This window comes from Flavobacterium algicola (genome assembly GCF_022399565.1).
Classification (GTDB): Bacteria; Bacteroidota; Bacteroidia; order Flavobacteriales; family Flavobacteriaceae; genus Flavobacterium; species Flavobacterium algicola.
Genome location: NZ_JAJTUT010000001.1, coordinates 91,614 through 116,954 on the forward strand (window position 1 = coordinate 91,614; position 25,341 = coordinate 116,954).

The 25,341-nt window shown below is 33.8% G+C and carries 22 protein-coding genes; 19 read left to right on the forward strand and 3 right to left on the reverse strand.

From position 1 onward, the window contains the following. The first annotated feature begins 71 nt into the window (after window positions 1-71). The 17 genes from LXH21_RS00350 (at window position 72) to LXH21_RS00430 (ending at window position 15,748) form a co-directional block, all read left to right on the forward strand. A complete protein-coding gene (locus LXH21_RS00350; RefSeq protein WP_239861821.1) occupies window positions 72-527 on the forward strand; it encodes a MarR family winged helix-turn-helix transcriptional regulator in 456 nt (151 codons plus the stop codon). A 9-nt stretch (window positions 528-536) separates the two neighbouring features. Then, window positions 537-1,169 (forward strand): NAD(P)H-dependent oxidoreductase, encoded by a 633-nt coding sequence (locus LXH21_RS00355; protein WP_239861822.1) that lies wholly within the window; start codon window positions 537-539, stop codon window positions 1,167-1,169. 21 nt (window positions 1,170-1,190) lie between these two features. Continuing rightward, window positions 1,191-1,757, forward strand: a complete 567-nt coding sequence (locus tag LXH21_RS00360; protein ID WP_239861823.1) for a YceI family protein — start codon at window positions 1,191-1,193, stop codon at window positions 1,755-1,757. Between the two features lie 472 nt (window positions 1,758-2,229). Then, window positions 2,230-2,796, forward strand: a complete 567-nt coding sequence (locus tag LXH21_RS00365) for a YceI family protein (RefSeq protein WP_239861824.1) — start codon at window positions 2,230-2,232, stop codon at window positions 2,794-2,796. Window positions 2,797-3,118: 322 nt separating this feature from the next. Beyond that, on the forward strand, window positions 3,119-4,519 hold the full coding sequence (locus LXH21_RS00370) for an anthranilate synthase component I family protein (RefSeq protein WP_239861825.1): 1,401 nt from the start codon (window positions 3,119-3,121) through the stop codon (window positions 4,517-4,519). A gap of 58 nt (window positions 4,520-4,577) precedes the next feature. Continuing rightward, entirely contained in the window at window positions 4,578-5,144 is a 567-nt protein-coding gene (locus LXH21_RS00375; RefSeq protein WP_239861826.1) for an anthranilate synthase component II, read from the forward strand. An 89-nt stretch (window positions 5,145-5,233) separates the two neighbouring features. Further along, a complete protein-coding gene (locus tag LXH21_RS00380) occupies window positions 5,234-6,070 on the forward strand; it encodes a c-type cytochrome (RefSeq protein ID WP_239861827.1) in 837 nt (278 codons plus the stop codon). A 71-nt stretch (window positions 6,071-6,141) separates the two neighbouring features. After that, entirely contained in the window at window positions 6,142-7,134 is a 993-nt protein-coding gene (trpD, locus tag LXH21_RS00385; RefSeq protein WP_239861828.1) for an anthranilate phosphoribosyltransferase, read from the forward strand. A 9-nt stretch (window positions 7,135-7,143) separates the two neighbouring features. After that, window positions 7,144-7,827, forward strand: a complete 684-nt coding sequence (locus LXH21_RS00390) for a hypothetical protein (RefSeq protein WP_239861829.1) — start codon at window positions 7,144-7,146, stop codon at window positions 7,825-7,827. 62 nt (window positions 7,828-7,889) lie between these two features. After that, the gene (locus tag LXH21_RS00395; RefSeq protein ID WP_239861830.1) at window positions 7,890-9,125 is read left to right on the forward strand and encodes a cation:proton antiporter; all 1,236 of its coding nucleotides are present in this window, start codon (window positions 7,890-7,892) and stop codon (window positions 9,123-9,125) included. Window positions 9,126-9,193: 68 nt separating this feature from the next. Continuing rightward, window positions 9,194-9,988, forward strand: a complete 795-nt coding sequence (trpC, locus tag LXH21_RS00400) for an indole-3-glycerol phosphate synthase TrpC (RefSeq protein WP_239861831.1) — start codon at window positions 9,194-9,196, stop codon at window positions 9,986-9,988. A 66-nt stretch (window positions 9,989-10,054) separates the two neighbouring features. Then, window positions 10,055-10,672, forward strand: coding sequence for a phosphoribosylanthranilate isomerase (locus tag LXH21_RS00405; protein ID WP_239861832.1), 618 nt, complete (start codon window positions 10,055-10,057; stop codon window positions 10,670-10,672). A gap of 43 nt (window positions 10,673-10,715) precedes the next feature. Continuing rightward, window positions 10,716-11,897, forward strand: coding sequence for a tryptophan synthase subunit beta (trpB, locus tag LXH21_RS00410; protein ID WP_239863618.1), 1,182 nt, complete (start codon window positions 10,716-10,718; stop codon window positions 11,895-11,897). A gap of 133 nt (window positions 11,898-12,030) precedes the next feature. Further along, complete coding sequence (locus LXH21_RS00415) at window positions 12,031-12,351, forward strand: gamma-glutamylcyclotransferase family protein (RefSeq protein ID WP_239861833.1); 321 nt, start codon at window positions 12,031-12,033, stop codon at window positions 12,349-12,351. Window positions 12,352-12,394: 43 nt separating this feature from the next. Continuing rightward, complete coding sequence (gene trpA / locus LXH21_RS00420) at window positions 12,395-13,156, forward strand: tryptophan synthase subunit alpha (protein WP_239861834.1); 762 nt, start codon at window positions 12,395-12,397, stop codon at window positions 13,154-13,156. Between the two features lie 310 nt (window positions 13,157-13,466). Further along, window positions 13,467-15,329: a PAS domain S-box protein gene (locus LXH21_RS00425; RefSeq protein WP_239861835.1), complete on the forward strand. Its 1,863-nt coding sequence runs from the start codon at window positions 13,467-13,469 to the stop codon at window positions 15,327-15,329. A gap of 2 nt (window positions 15,330-15,331) precedes the next feature. After that, entirely contained in the window at window positions 15,332-15,748 is a 417-nt protein-coding gene (locus tag LXH21_RS00430) for a response regulator (RefSeq protein WP_239861836.1), read from the forward strand. Between the two features lie 130 nt (window positions 15,749-15,878). On the opposite strand, the gene LXH21_RS00435 is transcribed toward LXH21_RS00430, so the two are convergent. Then, window positions 15,879-17,336 carry a glutamate synthase subunit beta gene (locus LXH21_RS00435; RefSeq protein WP_239861837.1) on the reverse strand — a complete coding sequence of 486 codons (1,458 nt, stop codon included), beginning with the start codon at window positions 17,334-17,336 and terminating at the stop codon, window positions 15,879-15,881. A gap of 4 nt (window positions 17,337-17,340) precedes the next feature. Beyond that, window positions 17,341-21,855: a glutamate synthase large subunit gene (gene gltB / locus LXH21_RS00440; RefSeq protein ID WP_239861838.1), complete on the reverse strand. Its 4,515-nt coding sequence runs from the start codon at window positions 21,853-21,855 to the stop codon at window positions 17,341-17,343. A 418-nt stretch (window positions 21,856-22,273) separates the two neighbouring features. On the opposite strand from gltB, the gene sucC reads away from it, so the two are divergent. After that, window positions 22,274-23,467: an ADP-forming succinate--CoA ligase subunit beta gene (gene sucC / locus LXH21_RS00445; protein WP_239861839.1), complete on the forward strand. Its 1,194-nt coding sequence runs from the start codon at window positions 22,274-22,276 to the stop codon at window positions 23,465-23,467. A 364-nt stretch (window positions 23,468-23,831) separates the two neighbouring features. Continuing rightward, entirely contained in the window at window positions 23,832-24,170 is a 339-nt protein-coding gene (locus tag LXH21_RS00450) for a hypothetical protein (protein ID WP_239861840.1), read from the forward strand. A gap of 255 nt (window positions 24,171-24,425) precedes the next feature. Here the strand turns inward: LXH21_RS00450 and LXH21_RS00455 are convergent, their stop codons facing one another. After that, window positions 24,426-25,334: a TIGR01777 family oxidoreductase gene (locus LXH21_RS00455; RefSeq protein ID WP_239861841.1), complete on the reverse strand. Its 909-nt coding sequence runs from the start codon at window positions 25,332-25,334 to the stop codon at window positions 24,426-24,428. Window positions 25,335-25,341: the final 7 nt, after the last annotated feature.

Here is a 25,341-nt window from a genome sequence, read left to right on the forward strand (position 1 = left end):
ATCTTAAATATTTGTATATACAAATGAAATAATAACTACATTTGTACCTACAAATATTTAACGATCTAGTTATGAACATTGAAGAGATTACAAAAACAACAAAAAATTTAAATGATACTACCAAGATCATTTTGAATATTTTGTACACCGAAAAAATTATTTCGGAACAGTTTGGTGAAATTCTTAAACCTTATGACTTATCAAGCGAACAATATAATGTACTACGAATACTAAGAGGCCAAAAAGGAAAACCTGCCAACATGTTTCTTATTCAAGAACGAATGGTAGCTAAAAAAAGCAACACCACACGTTTGGTTGATAAACTCTTATTAAAATCATTTGTAACGCGCCAAGTATGTCCAGAAAATAGACGCAAAATTGAAGTATCGATAACTCAGAAAGGATTGGACACGCTCACTGAACTAGAACCAAAAGTTAAAAAGCACGAACAATCTTTTGTTGACAATTTTAGTGATGACGAATTGCAACAACTAAATTATTTACTAGAAAAATACAGAAACATATAAACACAAATCATGAGTACATTTTTAGAAAATCAAAATTGGAGATACGCTACAAAGAAATTTGATGCATCAAAAAAGATAACAGCCGAGGATTTAAACTTTCTTAAAGAAGCTATACGCTTAACGGCCTCTTCTTATGGACTTCAACCTTACAAGGTTTTTATTGTTGAGAGTCCAGAATTAAGAGCAAAAATACAACCTGTAGCCTGGGGACAAAGTCAAATTGTAGATGCTTCTCACCTAATCGTTTTTGCAAACGTAGTTAGTATTTCTGAAGAAGAAATTAATCAGTATGTTAAAAATATCTGCGAGACCAGAGACTTGCCTATTGAATCAATGGCAGGATATGCTGATTTCATGAAATCAAAAATCTTATCTTTACCTGAGGATAGTAAAAACATCTGGTCTTCAAAACAGGCGTATCTTGCAATGGGAAATTTAATGAATGCGGCAGCCGAGAAGCAAATTGACGTTACCCCAATGGAAGGTTTTGTGCCCGAACAAGTAAATGAAATTTTAGGATTAGACAAATTAGGATTGAACGCAACTCTAATTACAACTGTGGGCTACAGACATGCTGAAGATGTATCACAGCATTACAAAAAAGTTAGAAAATCGCAAGAGGAATTATTTACTACACTATAATTATTATTTAAAATCAAACACATGAAAAATTTAAAAGCAATTGCATTATCATTGGTAGTTTTATTTACTACCGCAACTATCAACGCTCAATCTAAGAAAATTGATGTTTCAAAAAGTTCTATTAACTGGGTTGGAAAAAAAGTTACAGGTCAGCATAACGGAACTGTAAACTTTAAAGATGGTTCATTATTATTTAAATCGAATACCTTAGTTGGTGGAAAATTTACTGTAGATATGACATCTATTACAGCTACAGATCTTAGCGGTGAGCAACAACAAAAATTTAATGGTCATATCAAATCAGAAGATTTTTTTGGAACCGAAAAATTTAATACGGCTGCATTAATGATTAAAAAAATCAGTACCAAATCAAAAGATAATTACACCGTAATTGCTGACTTAACAATTAAAGGAAAAACTAGTGCTGTAACTTTTGACATCGCTGTTAAAGGAAATACTGCATCGGCTAATTTCAATGTAGACAGAACCAAATATGATATCAAATATGGTTCAGGAAGCTTTTTTGATAACTTAGGAGATAAAGCAATTTCAGACGAATTTGAATTAGCTGTAGATTTGAAATTTTAATTCCATTTATTACGTTTTGATGATATTGGTCAATTTAATTGTCGTTTAGACACTATTAGATCGAAAATAGCAATACCAGTTTTATAATTTATATTTGACCTTAACCCCGACAGTTCCTGTTGGGGTTATTTTTTTATAGTACCCTATTTACCTGATTACAAACATTATACATTTAAAAATTCATATTGATTTTAATACTATTCTAGTAGTTTTATTGTAACTTTGAGAAAAGCACATTATCCATTTGCTAAATTGCGAGCACCTAGCTTATAATATATTAGACAAAAATTCTAGTAAATATATAATTACTGCTGAAGCTTGAATATAAAATGTAATGTCACAATAGACGAATTTTTTTATTCTTAAGGATCAATCCTTATCTCTTCTGTTTCATAGAGCGCGCCAAAATTATAAATGTTCAGTCTAAGGTTTATTTCCATACCAAAACAGTTAATAATCTAAAATCATTATTATGAAAAATCTCAAACTTTTATCAATCATCCTACTTATAATCTTTTCATCTACGGCCGTTGAAGCTCAAATTAAAAAAATTGATGTTACAAACAGCAGCATCATCTGGACAGGTAAAAAGATTACAGGTCAACACGAAGGAACTATTAAGTTCAAAGAAGGGACACTTACCTTCAAAAACAACAAAGTAGTTGGAGGAAGCTTTATTGCCGATATGACGACCTTAAACAATACAGATCAAACGGGTAGCTCAAAGGCAAAACTAGAAGGGCATTTAAAATCAGACGATTTTTTTGGAGTTTATAATTTTGACACAGCCTTGTTAAATTTCAAAACTGTAACAGACAAAGGAAATAATAACTATACCATTATTGCAAACCTAACAATTAAAGGGCAAACGCATCCCATTATTTTTGAATTTGCGGTGAATAACAATACTGCAACTGCTGATCTGAAAGTAGACAGAACCAAGTATGACATTCGATATGGATCTGGAAGTTTCTTTGACGACTTAGGCGATAAGACTATCTATGATCAATTTGACTTAAAAGTTAACTTGGTGTTTTAAAACATTTAAAATTTCAGTTCAAATGTACTTTGAGACTAGCATAGAACTAGATTTTTCTTTTATAAGTTAATATAAGCGTGAAATTTTCACACTTATTTATTTGAAAAATCAAAATTGATTTCTATATTTGTATCAACAAAATAATTATGATCTCAATTACAAACAATACTTGGTGGTGGAACAATTTACGTCAGACGTCGTGAACAAAGCTCCTATAGTATTTAGTAAACTATACATATAAAAAGGCTTGTCATCACGACAAGCCTTTTTTACGTTAATTTCATTACTGTTTTACAACTATTAATCATTAAAAAATTTTCTATTGAAACCCTTTATACTCAAAACTCGTTATAAGCAAATTCTAGCAGATACCATTACACCTGTTAGTGTATATCTAAAAATTAGAGATAAATTCCCAAATAGTCTATTATTAGAGAGTAGTGACTATCATGGCAATGACAATAGTTTCTCGTACATCTGTTGCAATCCTATTGCATCATTTAAAATAGAAAATGAGACAATTTATAAAAATTATCCTGACGGAACGACAGAGACGATCGCAATCGATGCCACAACTAATATTCCAAATACTATAGAGGAATTCTCTAAACAATTTAAGTCAGATAAAAATGATTTTAAATTCATTAACAATGGCTTATTTGGATATCTCTCTTATGATGCCGTTCGTTACTTTGAAAAAGTAAATATTTCGAAAAAAGAAAATAGCAATACCATTCCTGATGTTTATTATGCTGTTTACCAGAATATCATTGCAATAAACCATTATAAAAATCAAGCATATATATTTTGTCACAGTTTAGATGGTAAAAATAACATTCCTGAGTTACAACAATTGCTGCAAACAAGAAACCTAGCTACCTATAGTTTTTCCAGAGATGGTGAAGGATATTCTAACCTAACAGATGAAGAGTTCAAGCAAAATGTAGCATTAGCCAAAAAACATTGCTTCCGTGGAGATGTTTTTCAACTTGTATTATCTCGTCGTTTTACTCAAGGATTTAAAGGAGATGAATTTAATGTTTATAGAGCCTTAAGAAGTATAAACCCCTCCCCTTACCTTTTCTTTTTTGATTATGGAGATTTTAAAATATTTGGATCTTCACCCGAAGCTCAAATTATTGTAAAAGATCGTAAAGCAGAAATTCATCCAATTGCAGGGACATTTAAACGTACAGGCGATGATGAGAAAGATGCCGTTTTGGCTAAACAATTGTCAGAAGACAAGAAAGAAAACAGCGAACATGTTATGCTAGTTGATTTGGCCAGAAATGACCTAAGTCGTCACGGACATGATGTAAAAGTCGACCGTTATAGAGAAGTACAATTCTTCTCGCATGTAATCCATCTGGTATCTAAAGTAACAGGTCATTTACATGACAACGCTACAACGATGCAAGTTGTAGCCGATACTTTTCCTGCCGGAACATTGAGCGGTGCTCCAAAACACAGAGCAATGCAATTAATAGAACAATACGAAAAAACAAATCGTAATTTCTACGGTGGAGCTATAGGATTCATGGATTTTGAAGGAAATTTTAATCACGCTATAATGATTCGTACTTTTTTAAGTAAAAATCATGAATTACACTCGCAAGCAGGTGCTGGAATTGTTGCTAGCTCTGACGAAGAAAGCGAAATGCAAGAAGTCTACAATAAATTAAGAGCTTTAAATACAGCTTTGGACTTAGCAGAAACAATTTAAATAAGAATATTTCGCCTTTTAGCAGACCACAGCTAAAGCACAAATAAAAAACGACAAAATGAAAAAGATATTAGTTATAGATAATTACGATAGTTTCACTTACAACCTAGTGCATTATCTAGAAGATTTGAATTGTGAAGTTACCGTTTATCGAAATGATGAATTTGATATTGATGAAATTGCTCATTTTGATAAAATTGTACTTTCTCCAGGTCCTGGAATACCAGATGAGGCTGGTTTACTAAAAGCTGTAATTTTGAAATATGGACCAACTAAAAGTATTTTTGGTGTTTGTCTCGGACAACAAGCAATTGGAGAAGTGTACGGCGGAACACTTTCGAACTTAGACAAAGTGTACCATGGTGTAGCTACAAATATTAAAACGATAGTAAACGATGAGATTTTATTCAAAGATTTGGAAAACGAAATCGAAGTTGGACGTTACCACTCATGGGTTGTTGATCCTACTTTACCAGACGTTCTAGAAGCAACATCATTTGATGAAAACGGTCAAGTCATGTCTTTACGTCATAAAACGTATGATGTGAGAGGGGTACAATTTCATCCTGAAAGTGTTTTGACACCAAACGGGAAGAAAATGCTAGAAAATTGGGTAAATGGTTAATTTGCCATAAATAGTTTTTTTAGTATCGTAATTGAAGACAATGGGTAAAAGAGTCTAATCCTTATTCATTACAATCTAAAAGTCACATTATGAAATATCCAAATTTCCAACTTGTAATTCTAATTTTAATTGTTTGTTGTCTTGCTTCTTGTCAACATAAAAAAGAAGCAAAGCAACAAGTTACTGATTATGAACAAAATAGTATCAACATTGATCTCGTTGCATTATTTGAAACTGCTAAGCAAGGAAAAGATACCGTAATTACTGTAGTTGAAGATCCTGTATATCACAAAATGAAGAAATACAAGGCAGTTAGTGCTTTGTCGATATTGAATAATGTAGAGCGGTTTTCTAAAATAGATATAGCCAAAACCAAAATAGTTTTTGAGTGCAAAGATGGTTACAAACCCGAAATGCCTCTTCAACTATTTTTAACAGCGCAACCGTTTATTGCTTATGAAGATTTGGATGCTACTGAAGGAGCAAAATGGGAAACCATTATAAAGAACGGAAATAAGATGGATGCAGCTCCTTTTTATCTAGTTTATCCAAATGCATCACCAAAGGATAGTCGTTACAAATGGCCCTACAATTTGATTGGGATAAAATTGGAACCACTTTCAAGCTTAGATAATGTGTTGTATCCAAAAGATGATCAAAAGTCAATTGTGGGATATAAGTTATTTCAAAAATATTGCATTACGTGCCATGCCATAAACGACATTGGTGGAACAATGGGTCCAGAATTAAATTATCCAAAAAGCGTAACCGAATACTGGATTGAGGATCAATTAGTGAAATATATAATTGATCCAACAAGTTTTCGACATAAGGTAAAGATGCCAAAATTAGAAATAACAAAAAAAGAATCAGAAGAAATTGTAGTTTATTTAAAGTATATGTGTAGACATAAAAAAGAAAATTAAACTGTAATTAAATTAAAGTAGCAAGCTGAATTAGTGTTATAGCAAACTTGCATCAAAAAATAGAAATAGAAATGAAAAATACATTAAATCGATTAATTAATCACGAAATATTATCTAAAGAAGAAGCTAAATCTATTTTGGTCAATATCTCAAGCGGTAGTTATAATGCTAGTCAAACAGCAGCTTTTCTAACAGTTTACATGATGCGTTCGGTTACTATTGATGAGCTAGCAGGTTTTAGAGAAGCTTTATTAGAATTATGTATTCGAGTAGATTTATCTGAATTTAATACAATCGATCTCTGTGGTACAGGTGGAGACGGAAAAGACACTTTTAATATTTCGACCCTAGCATCATTTATTACTGCTGGTGCGGGAGTGAAAGTTGCTAAACATGGTAACTATGGTGTTTCGTCTATATCAGGTTCTAGTAATGTGATGGAGAAATTAGGAGTGAAATTTAGTAACGATGCCGATTTTCTGAAAAAGTCAATCGACCAAGCGGGAATCTGTATTTTGCACGCACCTCTTTTTCATCCAGCTATGAAAAATGTCGGGCCCATACGTAAAGATTTGGCTGTAAAAACATTTTTTAATATGTTGGGGCCAATGGTAAATCCTTCTTTTCCACAAAATCAAATGGTGGGTGTATTTAATTTAGAGTTAGCTAGAATGTATGGTTATTTATATCAAAACACAGCTGCAAATTTCACTATTCTACATTCATTGGATGGGTATGACGAAATCTCTTTAACCTGCCCTACCAAATTTATAACTCATAAGAAAGAAGGTGTCTTAAATCCATCTGACTTTGGAGTTCGAATACTAAAACAAACTGAAATTGCCGGTGGGAGTTCGATTGATGAATCAGCTCAAATGTTTACAGCGATTATTTCGGGCAAAGGTACCGAAGCCCAGAATAATGTGGTTTGTGCCAATGCAGCTATGGCCATTGCTACGGTATCAGGATGTACACCGCTAGAAGGTTTTGAAAGTGCGAAGGAAAGCTTATTTTCAGGTAAAGGATTAAATGCCTTAAAAAAATTACAAGAATTGAGTCTTTAAAACAGAATTATGGCTTTCGAATTAAAAAATGTAGTTCCGTGGGGCCGTAGTTTAAACGAATACAAACTGCTCTTTAACTTAGATGATTTAGATTTAAATAAAAAAATAATCAGCTTTGGTGATGGTCCTGCCAGTTTCAATTCAGAAATGCATGAACTTAATAAAGTAGTGATTTCAATAGATCCAATTTACAAGTTTTCTAAAAAAGAAATTGAAGTTCAAATTACAGAAACAAAATTTGCTGTAATAGAACAAATGAAACTTAATCAAGATAGTTATAATTGGAAACATATAAAGAATATTGAAGAACTAGAATGCATTAGAATGGGTGCCATGAATAAGTTTCTTGTAGATTTTGAGCTAGGTAGAAACCAAAAAAGATATATTGATCATGAGTTACCTGAACTAACGAGTTACGATGATCTAGAATTTGATATAGGTTTGAGTTCTCACTTTTTGATACTCTATTCTCAATTAGGATTAGATTTTCATTTGCAAGCTATTACAGAAATGTTACGAGTAGCAAAAGAAGTCAGAATATTTCCGATATTAAATTTAAGTGGAGCAAAATCAGAAGTTTTAGATGACATTTTAAACCATTTTTCAAAACACTTTCTAGTTAATATTGTGAGTTGTGAATATGAATTTCAAAAGAAAGGGAATCAAATGGTAACCATTAAAAGAAAATTATAATTTTATACAAATAGAAATCAAAAGACCGATCGTCTCAAAATTGTTACTTAATAAATTCAAAAATGGAATTGTTCCCTCTCATATCATTACTAATCGTTTTATCAGCAACTTTTGCTTACATTAATTTTAGGTATTTAAAGTTACCTAATGCAATTGGGCTTATGCTGGTTTCCCTCCTCTTCTCTTTAGGAATTATTGGTGTGAGTTACATCATACCCTCAATAGAAGAAAATGTAGAAACGGTCTTAAAGGAGATCGATTTTAGTGAATTATTACTTGAAGTGATGCTGAGTTTTATGTTATTTGCTGGTGCAATTCATATTAAGTTCAAAGACTTAAAAGCTGAAAAATTAAGCATCATGTTATTCTCAACTATTAGTGTTGTGATAAGTACATTTATCGTGGGCTACGCTAGTTTCTGGCTTTTGAACTCCTTTAATCTTGATGTAAATCTTATTCAGTGCTTGCTGTTTGGAGCATTGATTTCGCCAACAGATCCTATTGCTGTTCTAAGTATTTTAAAAACTGCTGGGGTGACTAAGTCGTTAGAAACTAAAATTGCAGGAGAATCTTTATTTAATGACGGTGTAGCCGTAGTTGTCTTTATAAGTATTTTACAACTAGCCAAACCCGATGCTGATGTTTCTATGCTAAGTATAGCAACTGTATTTGGGCAGGAAGCAATTGGGGGTATTATTCTAGGTGCTGTTGTAGGTTGGGTTGGTTACAAACTAATTGCTAGTATCAATAATTACAATGTCGAAGTTTTAATTACACTTGCTATCGTTATGGGTGGTTATTCCTTAGCACATTACACACACGTTTCAGGCCCGCTCGCTATGGTCATAGCTGGGCTTATTACGGGGAATCAAGGAAAAAGATTAGGAATGTCTGACATTACCGCTGAATATGTAGACAAATTTTGGGAGCTGGCCGATGAGATTCTAAATGCAGTGCTTTTTGTTTTAATTGGTCTTGAATTATTAATCATTAATACAGATAGAAAAATTGTGATTATTGGACTTATTCTTATATTCATCGTTCTTTTAACGCGTTACATATCAGTTTTAATTCCTTCTCTATTTATTCGATTAAAAGAAGAAATCAGTCCCAAAACCGTTTTAATACTAACTTGGGGAGGATTAAGAGGTGGTATATCGATTGCTTTGGCTTTATCTATACCTTCCGAATTAGGAAAAGATATTTGGGTAACAATAACTTATATTATTGTTTGTTTTTCTATTCTAATTCAAGGACTAACAATTGGTAAATTCGTAAATTTGCTTAAGAGTAAGTAACAGCAATAGAAATTCACTCAAGTAGTGAACAAACTTGAATCAAAAAACAAAACGTCAATAAGATTAAAATGAATATTCTAGATAAAATAATTTTCGATAAAAAAAGAGAAGTTGTTCTTAAAAAAGCAATTATCCCCGTTTCACAATTAGAGGCTTCAGTGTTTTTTTCGAAAGAAACTATTTCGCTTAGCCAAAACTTAAAAAATAGCGCATCTGGTATTATAGCAGAACACAAGCGTCGTTCGCCTTCAAAATCGGTGATTAATCATGGTTTTACCGTAGAAGAGGTTGTAAAAGGATATGAAGCTGCAGGAGCTTGCGGAATTTCAGTTTTGACTGATGGTAAATATTTCGGAGGATCCTTAGACGATTTATTATTAGCTAGAGCATCTGTTTCAATTCCTCTATTGAGAAAAGAATTTATTATTGACGAATATCAAATATTGGAAGCGAAAGCTCATGGAGCCGATTTAATACTACTTATCGCTGCCGTTTTAACACGTGACGAAATTAAAGCGCTATCTGAGTTTGCCCAAAGTCTTGGTCTAGAAGTTTTACTAGAAGTACATAACTTTGATGAATTAGAAAAGTCAATAATGCCAACTTTGAACATGATTGGTGTTAACAACCGCAATTTAAAAACATTTGAGGTTAGTTTAGATTTCAGTAAAGAACTAGCAGATAAAATTCCAAATGACTTTGTAAAAGTTTCAGAAAGTGGTATCAGTTCAGTTGAAGCGATTAACGAATTAAAACCTTACGGATACAAAGGGTTTTTGATTGGAGAAAACTTCATGAAGACAGATAATGCTGGGAAAGCTGCAACCGAATTCATTACAAAACTTCTTGTTGCAAATAAATAATTATCATTACTCCTATTCGAATTAAATAAAGATTCTTAAAATAACAAGAACTAAACAATATATAAAATGAAGATCAAGATTTGCGGAATGAAATATCCCGATAATATACTCCAAGTAGGTACACTGCTACCCGACTATATGGGATTTATCTTTTGGGAAAGATCGACTCGTTATTTTGATGGAACGATTCCAGATTTGCCAAAAAGCATTAAAAAAACAGGAGTTTTTGTTGATGAAACAATTGATGAAATAGTACGGAAAGTAATATTATATGATTTGCAGGCTGTACAATTACACGGCAACGAGTCTGTTGCCTTTTGCATCGAATTAAAAAGCAAATTAAAAAACAGGACAGAAATCATTAAAGTTTTTTCTATCTTAGACGACTTCAACTTTGAAGTGTTAAAACCTTATGAATCAACATGTGATTACTTTCTTTTTGATACAAAAGGGAAACTTCCTGGCGGGAACGGAACCACATTTGACTGGAAGGTGCTTGAAAATTACCCCTCTACTAAACCTTTCTTCCTAAGTGGCGGAATTGGATCTGATGAAATAGAGGCCGTTAATGAAATAATGAAGACCGATTTGCCAATTTATGCCATTGATGTAAATAGTAAATTTGAAATTGAAGCCGGATTAAAAAATATAGAGGCACTACAGTGTCTCTCAACAATAAAATAAAGACGCATCACTTTGCTTCTAATAAAAAAATAAGTAGAAAATGATATCATATAACGTGGATGAAAAAGGGTATTATGGCGAATTTGGTGGTGCTTACATCCCAGAAATGCTATATCCTAACGTAGAAGAATTACGTGAAAATTACCTTCAAATTATGGCTGAGCCAGGATTTAAAGCTGAATTTGACCAATTGCTAAAGGATTATGTAGGACGCCCTAGTCCTCTATATCATGCAAAAAGATTATCTGAGAAATACAATACAAAGATTTACCTCAAAAGAGAAGATCTTAATCATACTGGTGCCCACAAAATCAATAATACCATTGGACAAATTCTAGTGGCTAAGAAATTGGGGAAAAACCGTATCATAGCCGAAACTGGTGCGGGACAACATGGTGTTGCGACTGCTACCGTTTGTGCCTTAATGGGATTGCAGTGTATTGTTTACATGGGCGAAATCGACATTAAACGTCAAGCGCCAAATGTGGCTCGTATGAAAATGTTGGGTGCAGAAGTTCGTCCTGCTCTATCTGGTTCACGTACTTTAAAAGATGCCACCAATGAGGCTATTCGCGACTGGATTAACAATCCTGTAGACACCCACTATATTATCGGATCAGCTATTGGACCACATCCTTATCCAGATATGGTAACGCGATTTCAAAGTATAATTTCTGAGGAGATCAAATGGCAGTTGAAAGAACAAGAGGGACGTGAAAATCCTGATTATGTAGTTGCTTGTATTGGTGGTGGTAGCAATGCCGCAGGTACTTATTACCACTTTTTAAAAGAGCCAGAGGTTGGTATTATTGCCGTAGAGGCAGCTGGTAAAGGAGTAAATAGTGGGCATAGTGCAGCAACCAGTAAGTTAGGAAAAGTTGGTGTGATTCACGGTTGTAAAACATTACTAATGCAATCACCAGACGGACAAATTACTGAACCCTACTCCATATCTGCAGGATTAGATTATCCGGGAGTTGGACCTATGCATGCACATTTGGCCACATCAGGAAGAGGTGAATTCTTCTCATTAACAGATGATGAAGCCATGCAAGCTGGTTATGAGCTCGCACAACTTGAGGGAATTATTCCCGCAATTGAATCATCACACGCATTAGCAGTTTTAAAGGAGAAAAAATTCAAACCTGAAGATATTGTCGTAATTTGCCTTTCGGGCCGTGGCGACAAAGATTTAGAAACGTATATAGATTATTTTAAATTATAGTTGGGCGTTACCGCAGAAAAGCGGTCGGGCTGTGCGCTATATCTTTTTTGGCTGAAAAAGCCCAAAAAAGGATACCGCTCCCATCCCTAACGCGCCCATAACAAAATTTGGTATTACATTAAAAAAACTCATCATGGCAAAATTATTCGCATACGGTTCATTAAAAGATCCAGATATCCAACAAACAATTTTTGGTCGTATTTTAAAAGGTACTCCAGATACTTTAATTGGATACACATTAACTCATATCGAAATAGAAGAGGAATTTGGAATGGTGACTTACCGTATCATCACCCCAACCGAGAATTTAACAGATATCATCGTTGGTTTAATCTACGACATCACTGATGAAGAGTTACAACAAGCAGATACTTACGAAGGATTGCATTACAAGCGTCTTGAAGTTCTACTAGAATCCAATCAAATTGCATGGACATTTACCGCAACCAACTAGATAAAATTGCACACCTATTACCATTTTGGATAAATAAAAAACCATGAACAGAATACAACAAAAGTTACAAGAAGATAAAAAAATTTTATCCATCTATTTTTCTGCTGGATACCCAAACAATAATGACACTGTTTCCATCATAGAAGATTTAGAAAAGAATGGTGTTGATTTAATCGAAATTGGATTACCTTTTAGTGATCCATTGGCAGATGGTCCTACTATTCAAGAAAGCTCAACTACAGCTTTGCGAAATGGAATGACTACAGAAGTGTTGTTTAACCAATTAAAAGACATACGTGCTACAGTTTCCATACCCTTAATAATTATGGGGTATTTCAACCCAATTCTGCAATACGGCGTAGAAGCATTTTGTAAAAAATGTGCAGAAACTGGAATTGACGGGTTAATCATTCCTGATTTACCTGTAGATGTTTATGCAGATGAATACCAAGAAATATTTGAAAAATACGGTTTGATTAATGTATTTTTAATTACACCACAAACATCAGACGAGCGTATACGCTTTATCGATAGTGTTTCAAATGGATTTATATACATGGTAAGTTCTGCAAGCGTCACAGGTTCACAAACGGGATTTGGAGATACTCAAAGCGAATACTTTAAACGAATTGCTAGCATGAATCTTAAAAACCCACAAATAATAGGTTTTGGAATCAATAATGCCGAGACTTTTAAACAAGCTACAGAATATGCAAAAGGAGCTATCATAGGTAGTGCATTCATCAAATACCTAACTGAAGAAGGTACAGCTAAAATCGCTGATTTTGTAAAAGCTCTAAGATAAATTTCAAAAATATAATACTAGCGTCTACTTTCTTAAAAACAGGAAGTAGACGCTTTTTTATTTAAAAGAGTGCGATAATCTGAATAATCTTTAGTTAGGACAACTGCAAACCTAACTTAACATACACTTCTTCAAAATATAAAGAAATGGAAATGCAACTTCAAAAATCATAAATATCTATGTAGAAGACTTACAATTATAGAAATAAAAACTAGGGTACAAAAGATAAAAAAATTAACTTAGCAATCCATCTTCGCTAAGTCTAGTCATATATAATGATGAACCGCGAGCGATAAATTAAAGCCCATCTATGAAAGCTAATTTGAATTCTGATACCATAGCTATAATTGCGATTAGTAAAGATGATATAATTTATCAATTTAATAAGGGTGCAGAAACTTTGCTTGGATATAGCGCCTCTGAAATGATTGGATTTAAAAAAAAGAATTCATTTTTTGCAGCAGAAGAATATGAGATTTTTAAAAATGATGTCAAGGCACAGTACCATGAAGAAAACTCTGGACTAAGCGCTTGTAAAATTTTGTCAAAGTACAGTGGGTACGACTCTAGAGAATGGACCGTAATTAGGAAAGATGGATCAACCTTTGTCGGTCGATCTACATTAACTCCACTAAGAAATGAAAATGGAGAAGATTTTGGTGCCTTAAGAATTATTCAAGATATAACTGACCAAAAAAAATTAGAATCAGAGCTTTTACGCAAAAATCAGGTGCTTAACGATGCTGAGAAAATAACAATGATGGGACATTGGCAGTGGAATATTGTCACAAATAAAGTTACTTGGTCTAGCAACTTGTTTAATATATTCGAAGTCGACAGCAATGAAAATCTGAATTTTGAAACTTATTTTAGTTTTGTTCACCCAGACGACAAAGAAATTGTAGATGCCTCATTCAAAAACTCAATAAAAGATAAAAATTTTTACGAGCTACTACATCGTATTATCTCCACTGGAGGTAAAACAAAATCAATTCAGCTGTTAGGAGAAGTAATTACAGATAGTGAAGGTCAAGTTATTGAGATCATCGGTACTTGTCAAGATGTAACGCAGCAAAGGATGGCCGAAATCAAATTCAAAGGGCTGTTGGAATCTGCGCCAGATGCAATGATAATTGCCAATGATGCAGGTAAAATTCATTTGGTCAATAAACAGGCAGAAATCTTATTTGGTTATGCATCGCAAGAATTAATTGGCAAACCTGTAGAATTATTAATTCCAAAAAAATATAACAATCATCAATCACATCGTAGTACGTATTTCGAGCAACCTAAAATAACGAAACTTGGTGATGGACGTGAACTTTTTTGCATTAATAAAGCTGGAATGGAAATTCCTATTCAAATAAGTATAAGTCCTCTTAAAACAGAAGAAGGAATTCTAGTATCTGCTACTATTAGGGATATTACAGTTCAAAAAAGAGCTGAGAGAAAAATAATAGAAGCCAATGAAAATCTGGAATTATTAGCAAAAAAACTTACCTCACAAAACGCTCAATTAGCTGAATTTGCACAAATAACGTCACATAACCTGCGCGCTCCTGTAAGCAACTTAAATTCATTATTAGACTTGTACAAATGTGCAGAATCACAAGAAGACAAAAGCATGATAGTTGAAAAATTTGAGACCGTTACGCATCACTTAACCGATACACTAAATACTTTAATTGAAGCATTACAAACCAAAAATGAATCTTCAAAAAAATTGGAAGTGCTATCTTACCAAGAAATACTTCAAAAGACGAAAGAGATTTTAACTGCTCAAATTTTTAACACGAAAGCTACAATTACTTGTGATTTTGTGAATAATCCTAATATTAAATTTAATAGAGTATATTTAGAAAGTATTTTTCTTAATTTAGTAAGCAATGCCATAAAATACAAATCAAATGATAGAAATCCTGAAATTTTCATTGAATCGATTGTAGAAAATGGAGTTCATAAACTTATTTTCAAGGACAATGGATTAGGTATTAATTTGGATAGACATGGACATAAAGTCTTTGGTTTAAATAAAGTCTTTCACAGGCATCCAGATGCTAAAGGAGTTGGACTTTTTATGACCAAAGTACAGATTGAATCTATGGGTGGTAAAATTTCAGTAGATAGTCAAGTAAACGTTGGCTCTACATTTAGTATTAATTTTAATGTATAAAGATGAATAAAAATATTATTTTTTGTATTGTTGATGATGACGATGTTTATCAATTTACTTTAAAAAGAACCATACAGTCACTCAATCTAGTAAAGGACATTATAACTTTTTCCGATGGCGAAGAAGCATTAAATTTTGTAATCGAAAATCTAAAAAGAGAGGACGAATTACCAGATGTTATTTTATTAGACATAAATATGCCGATAATGGATGGTTTTCAGTTTATGGAAGAGTATATAAAACTTAAACCAAGATTAGCAAAGAAAATTACTATATATATGGTTTCATCATCTGTTGATATTGCAGACATTGAGAGATCAAAAAAAATAAGCGAAATTTCCGATTATATAATCAAACCTATAAAACCAGGCGAGATCCAATCAATTATTGAGAAATCTATATCGGAACAAGGTGTTTAGAACCTACAACAAATAACAGTTTAAGATGAACTAGTACAATGTATTCCTCATCAAATTAATTCCAGATTAAAATATAAATAAAAAGGCTGTCTATTACTAGACAGCCTTTTTGATATTTATAGAGTAATGATTATTGTACTCCCGGTAAATCTCCACCTTCTTTCGTAGGTAAATTAGAATGTCCCATTAGATACAAATCAACTTCTCTTGCAGCCTCACGACCTTCAGAAATAGCCCAAACTATCAATGATTGACCTCTTCTCATATCTCCCGCAGTAAATACGTTTGCTACATTAGTTTGGTAGTTGTTGGCTACGTAATTGCTTCTAAAGTCAGTTTTAAGACCTAATTGCTCTGCCAAAGTTTTTTCAGGACCAGTAAACCCTAACGCTAATAACGCTAGATCACATGGCCAAGTTTTCTCAGAACCTTCAATTTCGATTAATTCTGGTCTTTGTCCTGGAACAATTTTCCATTCAACGGTAACTGTTTTTAATGCAATTAATTTACCCGCAGCATCTTTTACAAATTCCTTAGTATTAATCAACCAGTTTCTGTTAGCACCTTCTTTATGAGAAGAAGATGTTTTAAGTTGCAACGGCCAATAAGGCCATGGCGTTGATTCGCTTCTTCCTACCGGAGGTTTTGGCATAATCTCAAAGTTGGTTACTGATTTCGCACCATGACGATTTGACGTTCCCACACAGTCAGATCCTGTATCACCACCACCAATTACGATCACATCTTTACCAGTAGCCATTATTTGATCTTCGATTGTTTCACCAAATACCACTTTTGTTTGTTGCGTCAAGAAATCCATTGCTTGCACCACTCCATCAGCATCAATACCAGGGGTAGGTAAGCTTCTTCTTTCTGTAGCTCCACCACAAAGAACAATTGAATCAAAAGCTTTAAGATCATTAATATCATAGTTTACACCAACATTAGTGTTTACTTTAAAAATAATTCCCTCTGCTTCCAATATAGCGACACGTCTGTCGATAATTCCTTTTTCCATTTTGAAATTAGGAATACCGTAACGCAATAAACCACCAACTGCATTATCTCTTTCAAAAACAGTAACAGTATGACCTGCTCTGTTTAATTGCTGCGCTGCTGCCAATCCTGCAGGTCCAGATCCAACAACTGCAACAGTTTTACCTGTTCTTGTTTTTGGAGGTTGCGGCTTGATCCATCCTTCTTTAAAGGCGCGTTCAACAATATTTTTTTCTATATTCTCAATAGATACTGGCTCTTCAATAATTCCTAAAACACATGCTTTTTCGCATGGTGCAGGACACAAACGTCCTGTAAATTCAGGAAAATTATTGGTAGAGTGTAATATCCAAGATGCTTTTTGCCACTCTCCTTGATGTACCATGTGGTTAAAATCAGGAATTAAATTTCCTAATGGACAACCACTATGACAAAATGGAATTCCACAATCCATGCAACGAGAACCTTGACTTGTAATTTCAGCTTCACTCAAAGGAACTGTAAATTCGTTATAATTCCCTACACGTTCTTGTACTGATGTGTATGATTCATCTATTCTTTCGAATTCTTTAAAACCTGTTACTTTTCCCATTGTATTATGCTGTTAATTCTTCTACCATTTGTTCTTCAGTTTCTAAGCGTTTAAGTGCTTTTTTGTATTCAGTAGGCATTACTTTTACAAAATTTGCTAAACTTACGCTCCAATCTTTCAATAAATCAGCTCCTCTAGTACTGTTCGTATAAAGGACATGTTTTTCGATCAATTGTTTTAACTCGTCTGCTTCTGTTCCCTCGATTGTTTCAAAATCAATAGTTTCTGTGTTACACAAACCATTTTTGAATTTGTTTGCTGGATCGTATATGTATGCGATACCACCACTCATACCTGCTGCAAAGTTTCTTCCTGTTGTACCAAGAACGACTACTTTACCACCAGTCATGTATTCACAACCGTGATCACCCACACCCTCAACTACTGCTGTAGCTCCAGAGTTACGTACTGCAAAACGTTCTCCTGCAATACCGTTGATGAAAGCTTGTCCTTCGACAGCTCCAAACAAACAAACGTTTCCTACGATGATATTATCAGCTGCAACAAATGTAGCGGTAGCTGGTTTCTTGATGATTAATTTAGCACCAGACAAACCTTTACCTAAATAATCATTTGTATTACCTTCAACTGTAAAAGTCAATCCATGTGCACTAAACGCACCTAAACTTTGACCGGCAGATCCTGTGAAATTAATATTAAGAGTATCTTCAGGTAAACCTAAATGACCATATATTTTTGAAATCTCATTACTTACAATAGCTCCAACCGAACGGTTGATATTGCTAATTGGGTAATCTAAAGTCATCTTTTCTTTTCTATACAATGCACGGTGTGAATCTTTCAAGATTTGGAAATCCAAAACATTCTCTAAATTATGATCTTGTTTCTCTGTATTTCTTACTGTCAAATATTTGTAAGTATCTGGTCTGTGTAAGATAGAAGATAAATCTAAACCTCTTGCTTTGTAATGTGTAATCGCTTTATTAGAATTGATTTTGTGCGTTTGCCCAATCATCTCTTCCATTGTTCTGAAACCTAATGAAGCCATAATAGCTCTTAACTCCTCAGCTACATAAAAGAAGAAGTTAATAACATGCTCAGGAGTTCCTTTGAAATTCTTACGCAATGTTTTATCTTGAGTTGCAATACCTACTGGACAAGTATTCAAGTGGCATTTACGCATCATGATACAACCAGAAGCTACAAGTGGAGCAGTTGCAAAACCAAACTCTTCTGCACCTAATAATGCAGCGATAGCAACGTCACGTCCTGTTTTCAATTGTCCGTCACACTCAACAACGATACGACTTCTTAAATTATTTAAAACCAATGTTTGTTGTGCTTCTGCCAATCCAAGTTCCCATGGAAGACCAGCGTGTTTCAATGATGTTAAAGGAGATGCTCCAGTACCACCATCATAACCTGCGATTAGAACAACATCTGCTTTTGCTTTTGCAACACCAGCAGCAATGGTACCAACACCAACTTCAGAAACCAGTTTCACATTGATACGAGCTTCTCTGTTTGCATTTTTCAAGTCAAAAATTAATTGTGCTAAATCTTCAATAGAGTAAATATCATGGTGTGGCGGAGGCGAAATCAATCCTACAAAAGGAGTTGAGTTACGAGCTGCAGCAATCCAAGGCAATACTTTTTCACCTGGTAATTGTCCACCTTCTCCAGGTTTCGCACCTTGAGCCATTTTAATTTGAATTTCTTTAGCACTAGATAAATAGTGAGAAGTTACTCCAAATCGTCCTGAAGCTACTTGTTTGATAGCAGAATTACGACTATCACCATTAACATCTGGTTGGAAACGAGTTCTATCTTCTCCACCTTCACCAGAATTGGATTTACCACCAATACGGTTCATTGCGATTGCTAAGTTTTCATGTGCTTCTCTTGAAATAGATCCGTATGACATTGCTCCCGTTTTGAAACGTTTTACAATATCGGTCCAAGGCTCTACCTCGTCTAAAGGAATAGGGTCAAGATTATCAAACTCGAACAAACCACGGATGGTCATCAAACTTGTTGCTTGATCATTTACTGTTTTAGCATACACATCGTAACTGTCCTGATCACTCAAACGTACTGCTTGTTGCAATTTGGCAACAGTAGTAGGATTGAACATATGTCTTTCTCCATTACGTCTCCATCTGTACTCCCCACCAATATTTAATCCTAAACGGTTTGGAACTAATACATCTGGATAAGCGTACTGGTATCTTTCATTAATTTCTTTTTCAATTTCATACAAACCAATACCTTCAATTCTAGAAGCTGTATAAGGAAAGTATTTTTGAACAAATTTAGAGTTGAAACCAACAATCTCAAAGATTTGAGAACCTCTATACGAGTGTAATGTTGAAATTCCGATTTTATTCATGATTTTCAAAATACCAGAACCAATCGCTTTATTAAAATTATCAACTGCTTTTTGCTCACTAATATTTGTAATGAATCCTTCTTGCACTTGCACACGAATAATTTCATTAACCATATAAGGGTTAATTGCACTTGCACCGTAACCAAATAATGTTGCAAAATGGTGTGGTTCACGTGGCTCGGCAGACTCGATAATAATATCAAAGTAAGAACGCTTACGCAAACGGTTCATTTGGTGATGTACATAAGAACAAGCAAGTAATGCCGGAATTGGAGCAAAATCTTGGTTTACACCTCTATCAGATAAGATAATGATGTTTGTTCCTCTCTCAACTGCTTTTGTAATTTGAATAATGATATCATCCAAAGCATTTTCCAAACCATTTAATCCTTTATCTTTTCCATAAAGTATTTCGACAGTTTCAGCTTGGAAGTTACCAATTGAGATATTTCTAATTTTCTCTAAATCGTCATTAGAGATAACTGGATTCTGAATTCTTAATTTTCTACATTGTTTGCTAGAGATATCAAAGATATTTCTGTCTTGTCCTAATGCCAAACTAATATCAGTAACAATTTCTTCACGGATACCATCCAAAGGAGGGTTGGTTACTTGAGCAAATAATTGCTTGAAATAGTTAGGAATTAATTGTGGTCTGTCTGACAATACTGCAAGAGGCGTATCAATACCCATAGAACCCAAAGCTTCTTTACCAGCTTGAGCCATTGGTACAATCATTTCTTGAATATCTTCAAGCGTATAATTAAACAAACGTTCTCTTGTCTTTAAATCAATAGTTTCAATTGGACAAACCTCTGAAGTTGCAGGAACATCTTTTAAGTTCAAACGGTACTGCTCTAACCATTCTTGATATGGTCTTTCAGATACAATTTTACTTTTGATCTCCATATCGTTGATGATACGACCTTCATTCATGTCTACAAGAAACATTTTTCCAGGCTCTAATCTACCGTGACTTTCAACATCAGCAGGATCAACTTCAAAAACACCAATTTCTGATGCCATGATCAATTTACCACTTTTAGTTACTGTATATCGAGAAGGTCTCAAACCATTACGGTCTAATAACGCACCGATGTAGTCACCGTCTGAGAATGGTACAGAAGCTGGTCCATCCCATGGCTCCATAATACAAGCATTGTATTCGTAAAATGCTTTTCTCTCATCAGACATGGTTTTATGTTTCTCCCATGCTTCAGGAATCATCATCATCATTACTTCTGGCAATGATCTTCCTGTATGTGTTAATAACTCAACCACCATATCCATAGAAGCAGAATCTGATTTTCCTGGTAAGATGATTGGGAATAATTTTTCTATTTGTGGTCCAAAGACATCACTTTTCATGATTTCTTCACGTACACGCATTCTACTTACGTTACCACGTAAGGTATTGATTTCACCATTTTGACACATGTATCTAAAAGGTTGTGCCAATTCCCATGTAGGCATTGTATTGGTAGAGAAACGTTGGTGAACTAACGCTAAACGAGTTACTAAATCTGTTTGCTGTAAGTCCGTATAATAAGGTCCAATATCTTCAGGCATGATAATACCTTTGTAGATAAGGGTTGTTGTAGATAAACTTGGTACGTAAAAATAAGCGCTTTGAGAGATCTTAGATCCTATTATAGCGTGTTCTGCAATTTTACGTGCAGCGTATAACTTCGCTTTAAAAGTAGCTTCGTCAATTGCCTCCGATTTTCCAACAAATAATTGTTCAATAGCTGGTTCTGATGCCAATGCGATTTCACCTAGTTGACTAGAATCTACAGGAACTTCTCTCCATCCTAAAACGGTAAGTCCTTGCGCTTTGATTTCTTTTTCAAATATGTCTTTACAGAAAACGTACTGGTTTTTGATTTTTGGTAAAAATACCATTCCAACAGCATACTCACGTGCTGCAGGTAGCGTGAAATCACATACTCTATTGAAATACTCATGTGGTATATCAATTAAAAGTCCTGCTCCATCTCCTGTTTTTCCGTCAGCACTCACACCACCACGGTGCTCTAATTTTACGAGAATTTCTAATGCGTCATGTATGATTTGATTCGTTTTCTCCCCCTTAAGGTTACAAATAAAACCAGCTCCACAGTTTTCATGCTCGAATTCTGGCAAATAAAGGCCTTGTTCTTTAAGTTTCATGCTTGATAATTTTTTTTTACAAAAATAAAGATTTCATTGTATATATGGAGTTGAAAACGTGGTATTAGCTGTATTTTTATAATAAAATCATAATAAGTGATGATATTTGTCAATAAGCAGTATTTTTAAGCCTTGTATTGGCAAAATGATAATTATAATAGTTTATAAAAGCCAATATTGAACATTTTGTGACAATTTTGTGATTTTTGATTCCATATTTAGTAGGATTTAAATGAAGCTTAACATAATAACAATTCTTATTTAAGATCGAAAATGGCGTTTCCTTTTTTTTTAACATAAGTTGCAAAATAAATGATTTTTAAATTTTAAAAATATTTCTCTCTTAGAATGTATTTTGTTACTTTTGTTGCACTTATTTATTCTGAAACAAATTCAGAGTCCAGATAAAATCTATATTATGAACATACACGAATATCAAGGTAAAGAAATTTTAGCTAGTTACGGAGTTCGCATACAACGCGGAATAGTGGCTAATAACGCGGTTGAAGCTGTAGCTGCTGCAAAACAATTAACTGCTGAAACCGGTACAGGATGGCATGTTATTAAAGCACAAGTTCATGCAGGTGGACGTGGAAAAGGTGGTGGAGTAAAATTGGCAAAAAACTTAGAACAAGTTGCTGAAATTGCAGAACAAATCATCGGAATGCAATTGGTAACTCCTCAAACTTCAGCTGAAGGGAAGAAAGTTCACAAAATTTTGGTAGCTGAGGATGTTTACTATCCTGGTGAAACTGAAGTTTCTGAATTTTACGTTTCAGTACTTTTAAATAGAGGAACTGGTCGTAATATGATTATGTACTCTACTGAAGGAGGAATGGATATTGAAGAAGTTGCTGAACATACACCACATTTAATTTTTACTGAGGAAATTGACCCAGCTGTTGGATTACAAGGTTTTCAAGCGAGAAAAATTGCTTTTAACTTAGGTCTTTCTGGTGCTGCCCTTAAAGAAATGGTGAAATTCATCGACGCTTTATACAAAGCTTACATCGGATCTGATGCTTCAATGTTTGAAATCAACCCAGTATTAAAAACTTCTGATAGTAAAATTTTAGCAGTTGATGCAAAAGTTGACATTGATGACAATGCATTATACAGACAAGTAAAAATCGCTGAAATGCGCGACGTTCGTGAGGAAAATCCAATCGAAGTTGAAGCAAAAGAAGTTGGATTGAACTACGTAGATCTTGACGGAACTGTTGGATGTATGGTAAATGGTGCTGGTCTTGCAATGGCAACTATGGATTTAATCAAGTATGCTGGTTTTGAACCTGCAAATTTCTTGGACGTAGGTGGAACTGCTGATGCGAAACGTGTTGAAACAGCTTTCCGTATTATCTTGAAAGATCCTAACGTAAAAGCGATCTTAATTAACATCTTTGGAGGTATCGTTCGTTGTGATCGTGTAGCTCAAGGAGTTGTTGATGCTTACAAAAACATGGGTGACGCAATTAGAGTGCCTATTATTGTACGTTTACAAGGTACAAACGCTGGAATTGCAAAAGAATTGATTGACAACTCTGGAATGCCGATTTTATCAGCGGTAGAGTTTCAAGAAGCTGCAGATCAAGTTAAAAAAGCACTTTCTTAATTGAAAATATAATACAACTAGAATCCTAGTATAATTATAATATTAATCCTGAGCGAAAGCTCAGGATTATTTTTGTTTTAATTCGAAATCAAAATCTAGGTTACGACATTGTTAAGACACATCGACGATTATCACATGCAGAATTCTGTGTATTTGAAGTAAATCAATAAGTATACTTCAGCGATTCCAAAATTTAATTACAGGCCTTTCATATTTTACGGATTACTATTTTATAAGATGTTTTTGTGCTCAACTTTTCAAATCTTACCAATACGTTAAGCTATCAACCACAACGATTCATACCTTGAATAACTATGTACATTTGAATCGAAAAAGTAAAAAAGTCAAATGTAAACAGTAAGTAATGAGAAAATTATCCTTAATAATTGTATTGATTGTTCAAATGTATTCTCCAATGGTATCGGCAGCGAATATGTTGCCAAAGAAAACATATTCTAGAATAAATAGCGAATTAGCAACACTCTTAAATCCTTCGTCATCTGATAATGAACTGGAAAGTGCTACAATAGTAAGAGTAGTTTTCAAGATAAATAATGATAATGAAATTATAGTACTGGATACCGATTCTACAGATGAAAATTTAAATGAATTTATAATGAATAGTCTACACCTTAAAAAATTAAGTACCGATGAACTATCTGTCGACAGCGAATATATTTTTAAAATAAACTTTCGATCGTAGTGCATATTAATAAGAAGTAAAAATCCTAAGACTTAAGACTTAGGATTTTTTGCTTTATATCTATATTAGATTTTTTTATACTGATCAGAGATCATTCTACATGCGCATAGAAAATTACAATCAAAAATTACTTTCGACAAGAACGATATTAATTTCTAAAAATTTAAATCACATTTCTTTTATAGATTGCAATCTAAAAAATTTGCTGGTAAGAGAAATTGTAAGAGTTGATACTATCAGTCAATTATTGATTTTTTAAATACAGTCTTGAAGTGCATTTTCTAAATTAATGTATTTAAAACGAAATCCCAGTTTTTCAATCTTGCTCGAAGAAACTCGTCTCCCTTCTAAAATAATTACAGACATCTCTCCTAGTAATAATCGCATCATGAAACTAGGTACTGCTGGAAACCACATTTTATAACCTAAAACTTGTGTCAATGTTTTTGCAAATATCTTATTTGTAGTGTTATCTTGAATAGTGGCATTATATGCTCCATTCATTGCAGGATTCCGCAATCCTTCAAGATAAATAGCACACAAATCATCAATGTGAATCCATGGCATATACTGCTTTCCTGATCCAATTGCAGAACCTAAACCCCATTTGAATAGCGGTAGCATTTTTTCAAGAAAACCACCATCTTTACCCAATGCCAAACCTGTTCTTACCTTGACAACCCGATTTGCAAAAGGAGAAATAGTATCTGCCGCAGCTTCCCATTTTTGGCAAGTCTCTCCTAAGAAATCATTATAAACATCGGTATTTTCTTTGCAGATTTTCGAATCGGTGATAGCTCCATAAATACCTACACCAGAAGCTGATATAAAAGCTTCTAGTTTTTTGTTGTTTTTTTCTAGTACAGTCTTAATCAGTGCTACTGGCGCTACCCTACTCGTTACAATATCTTTTTTACGTTGCTCAGTCCAACGGCTACCAGCAATATTTTCGCCAGCCAGATGTATAATAAAGTCGGCATCTAACACTGCCTTTTCATCTATAATACCTTTGTCTACGTCCCAGACATAATAGGAAATCGATTGTTCATCTACTTTTTTAGATCGGCTCAAAATACTAATTTCAAATCCTTTTGCAACCAACAATTTTGTAAGGTGGCTCCCCACAAAACCTGTTCCTCCTGTTATTAAAACTTTCTTTTTCATTTTGCTT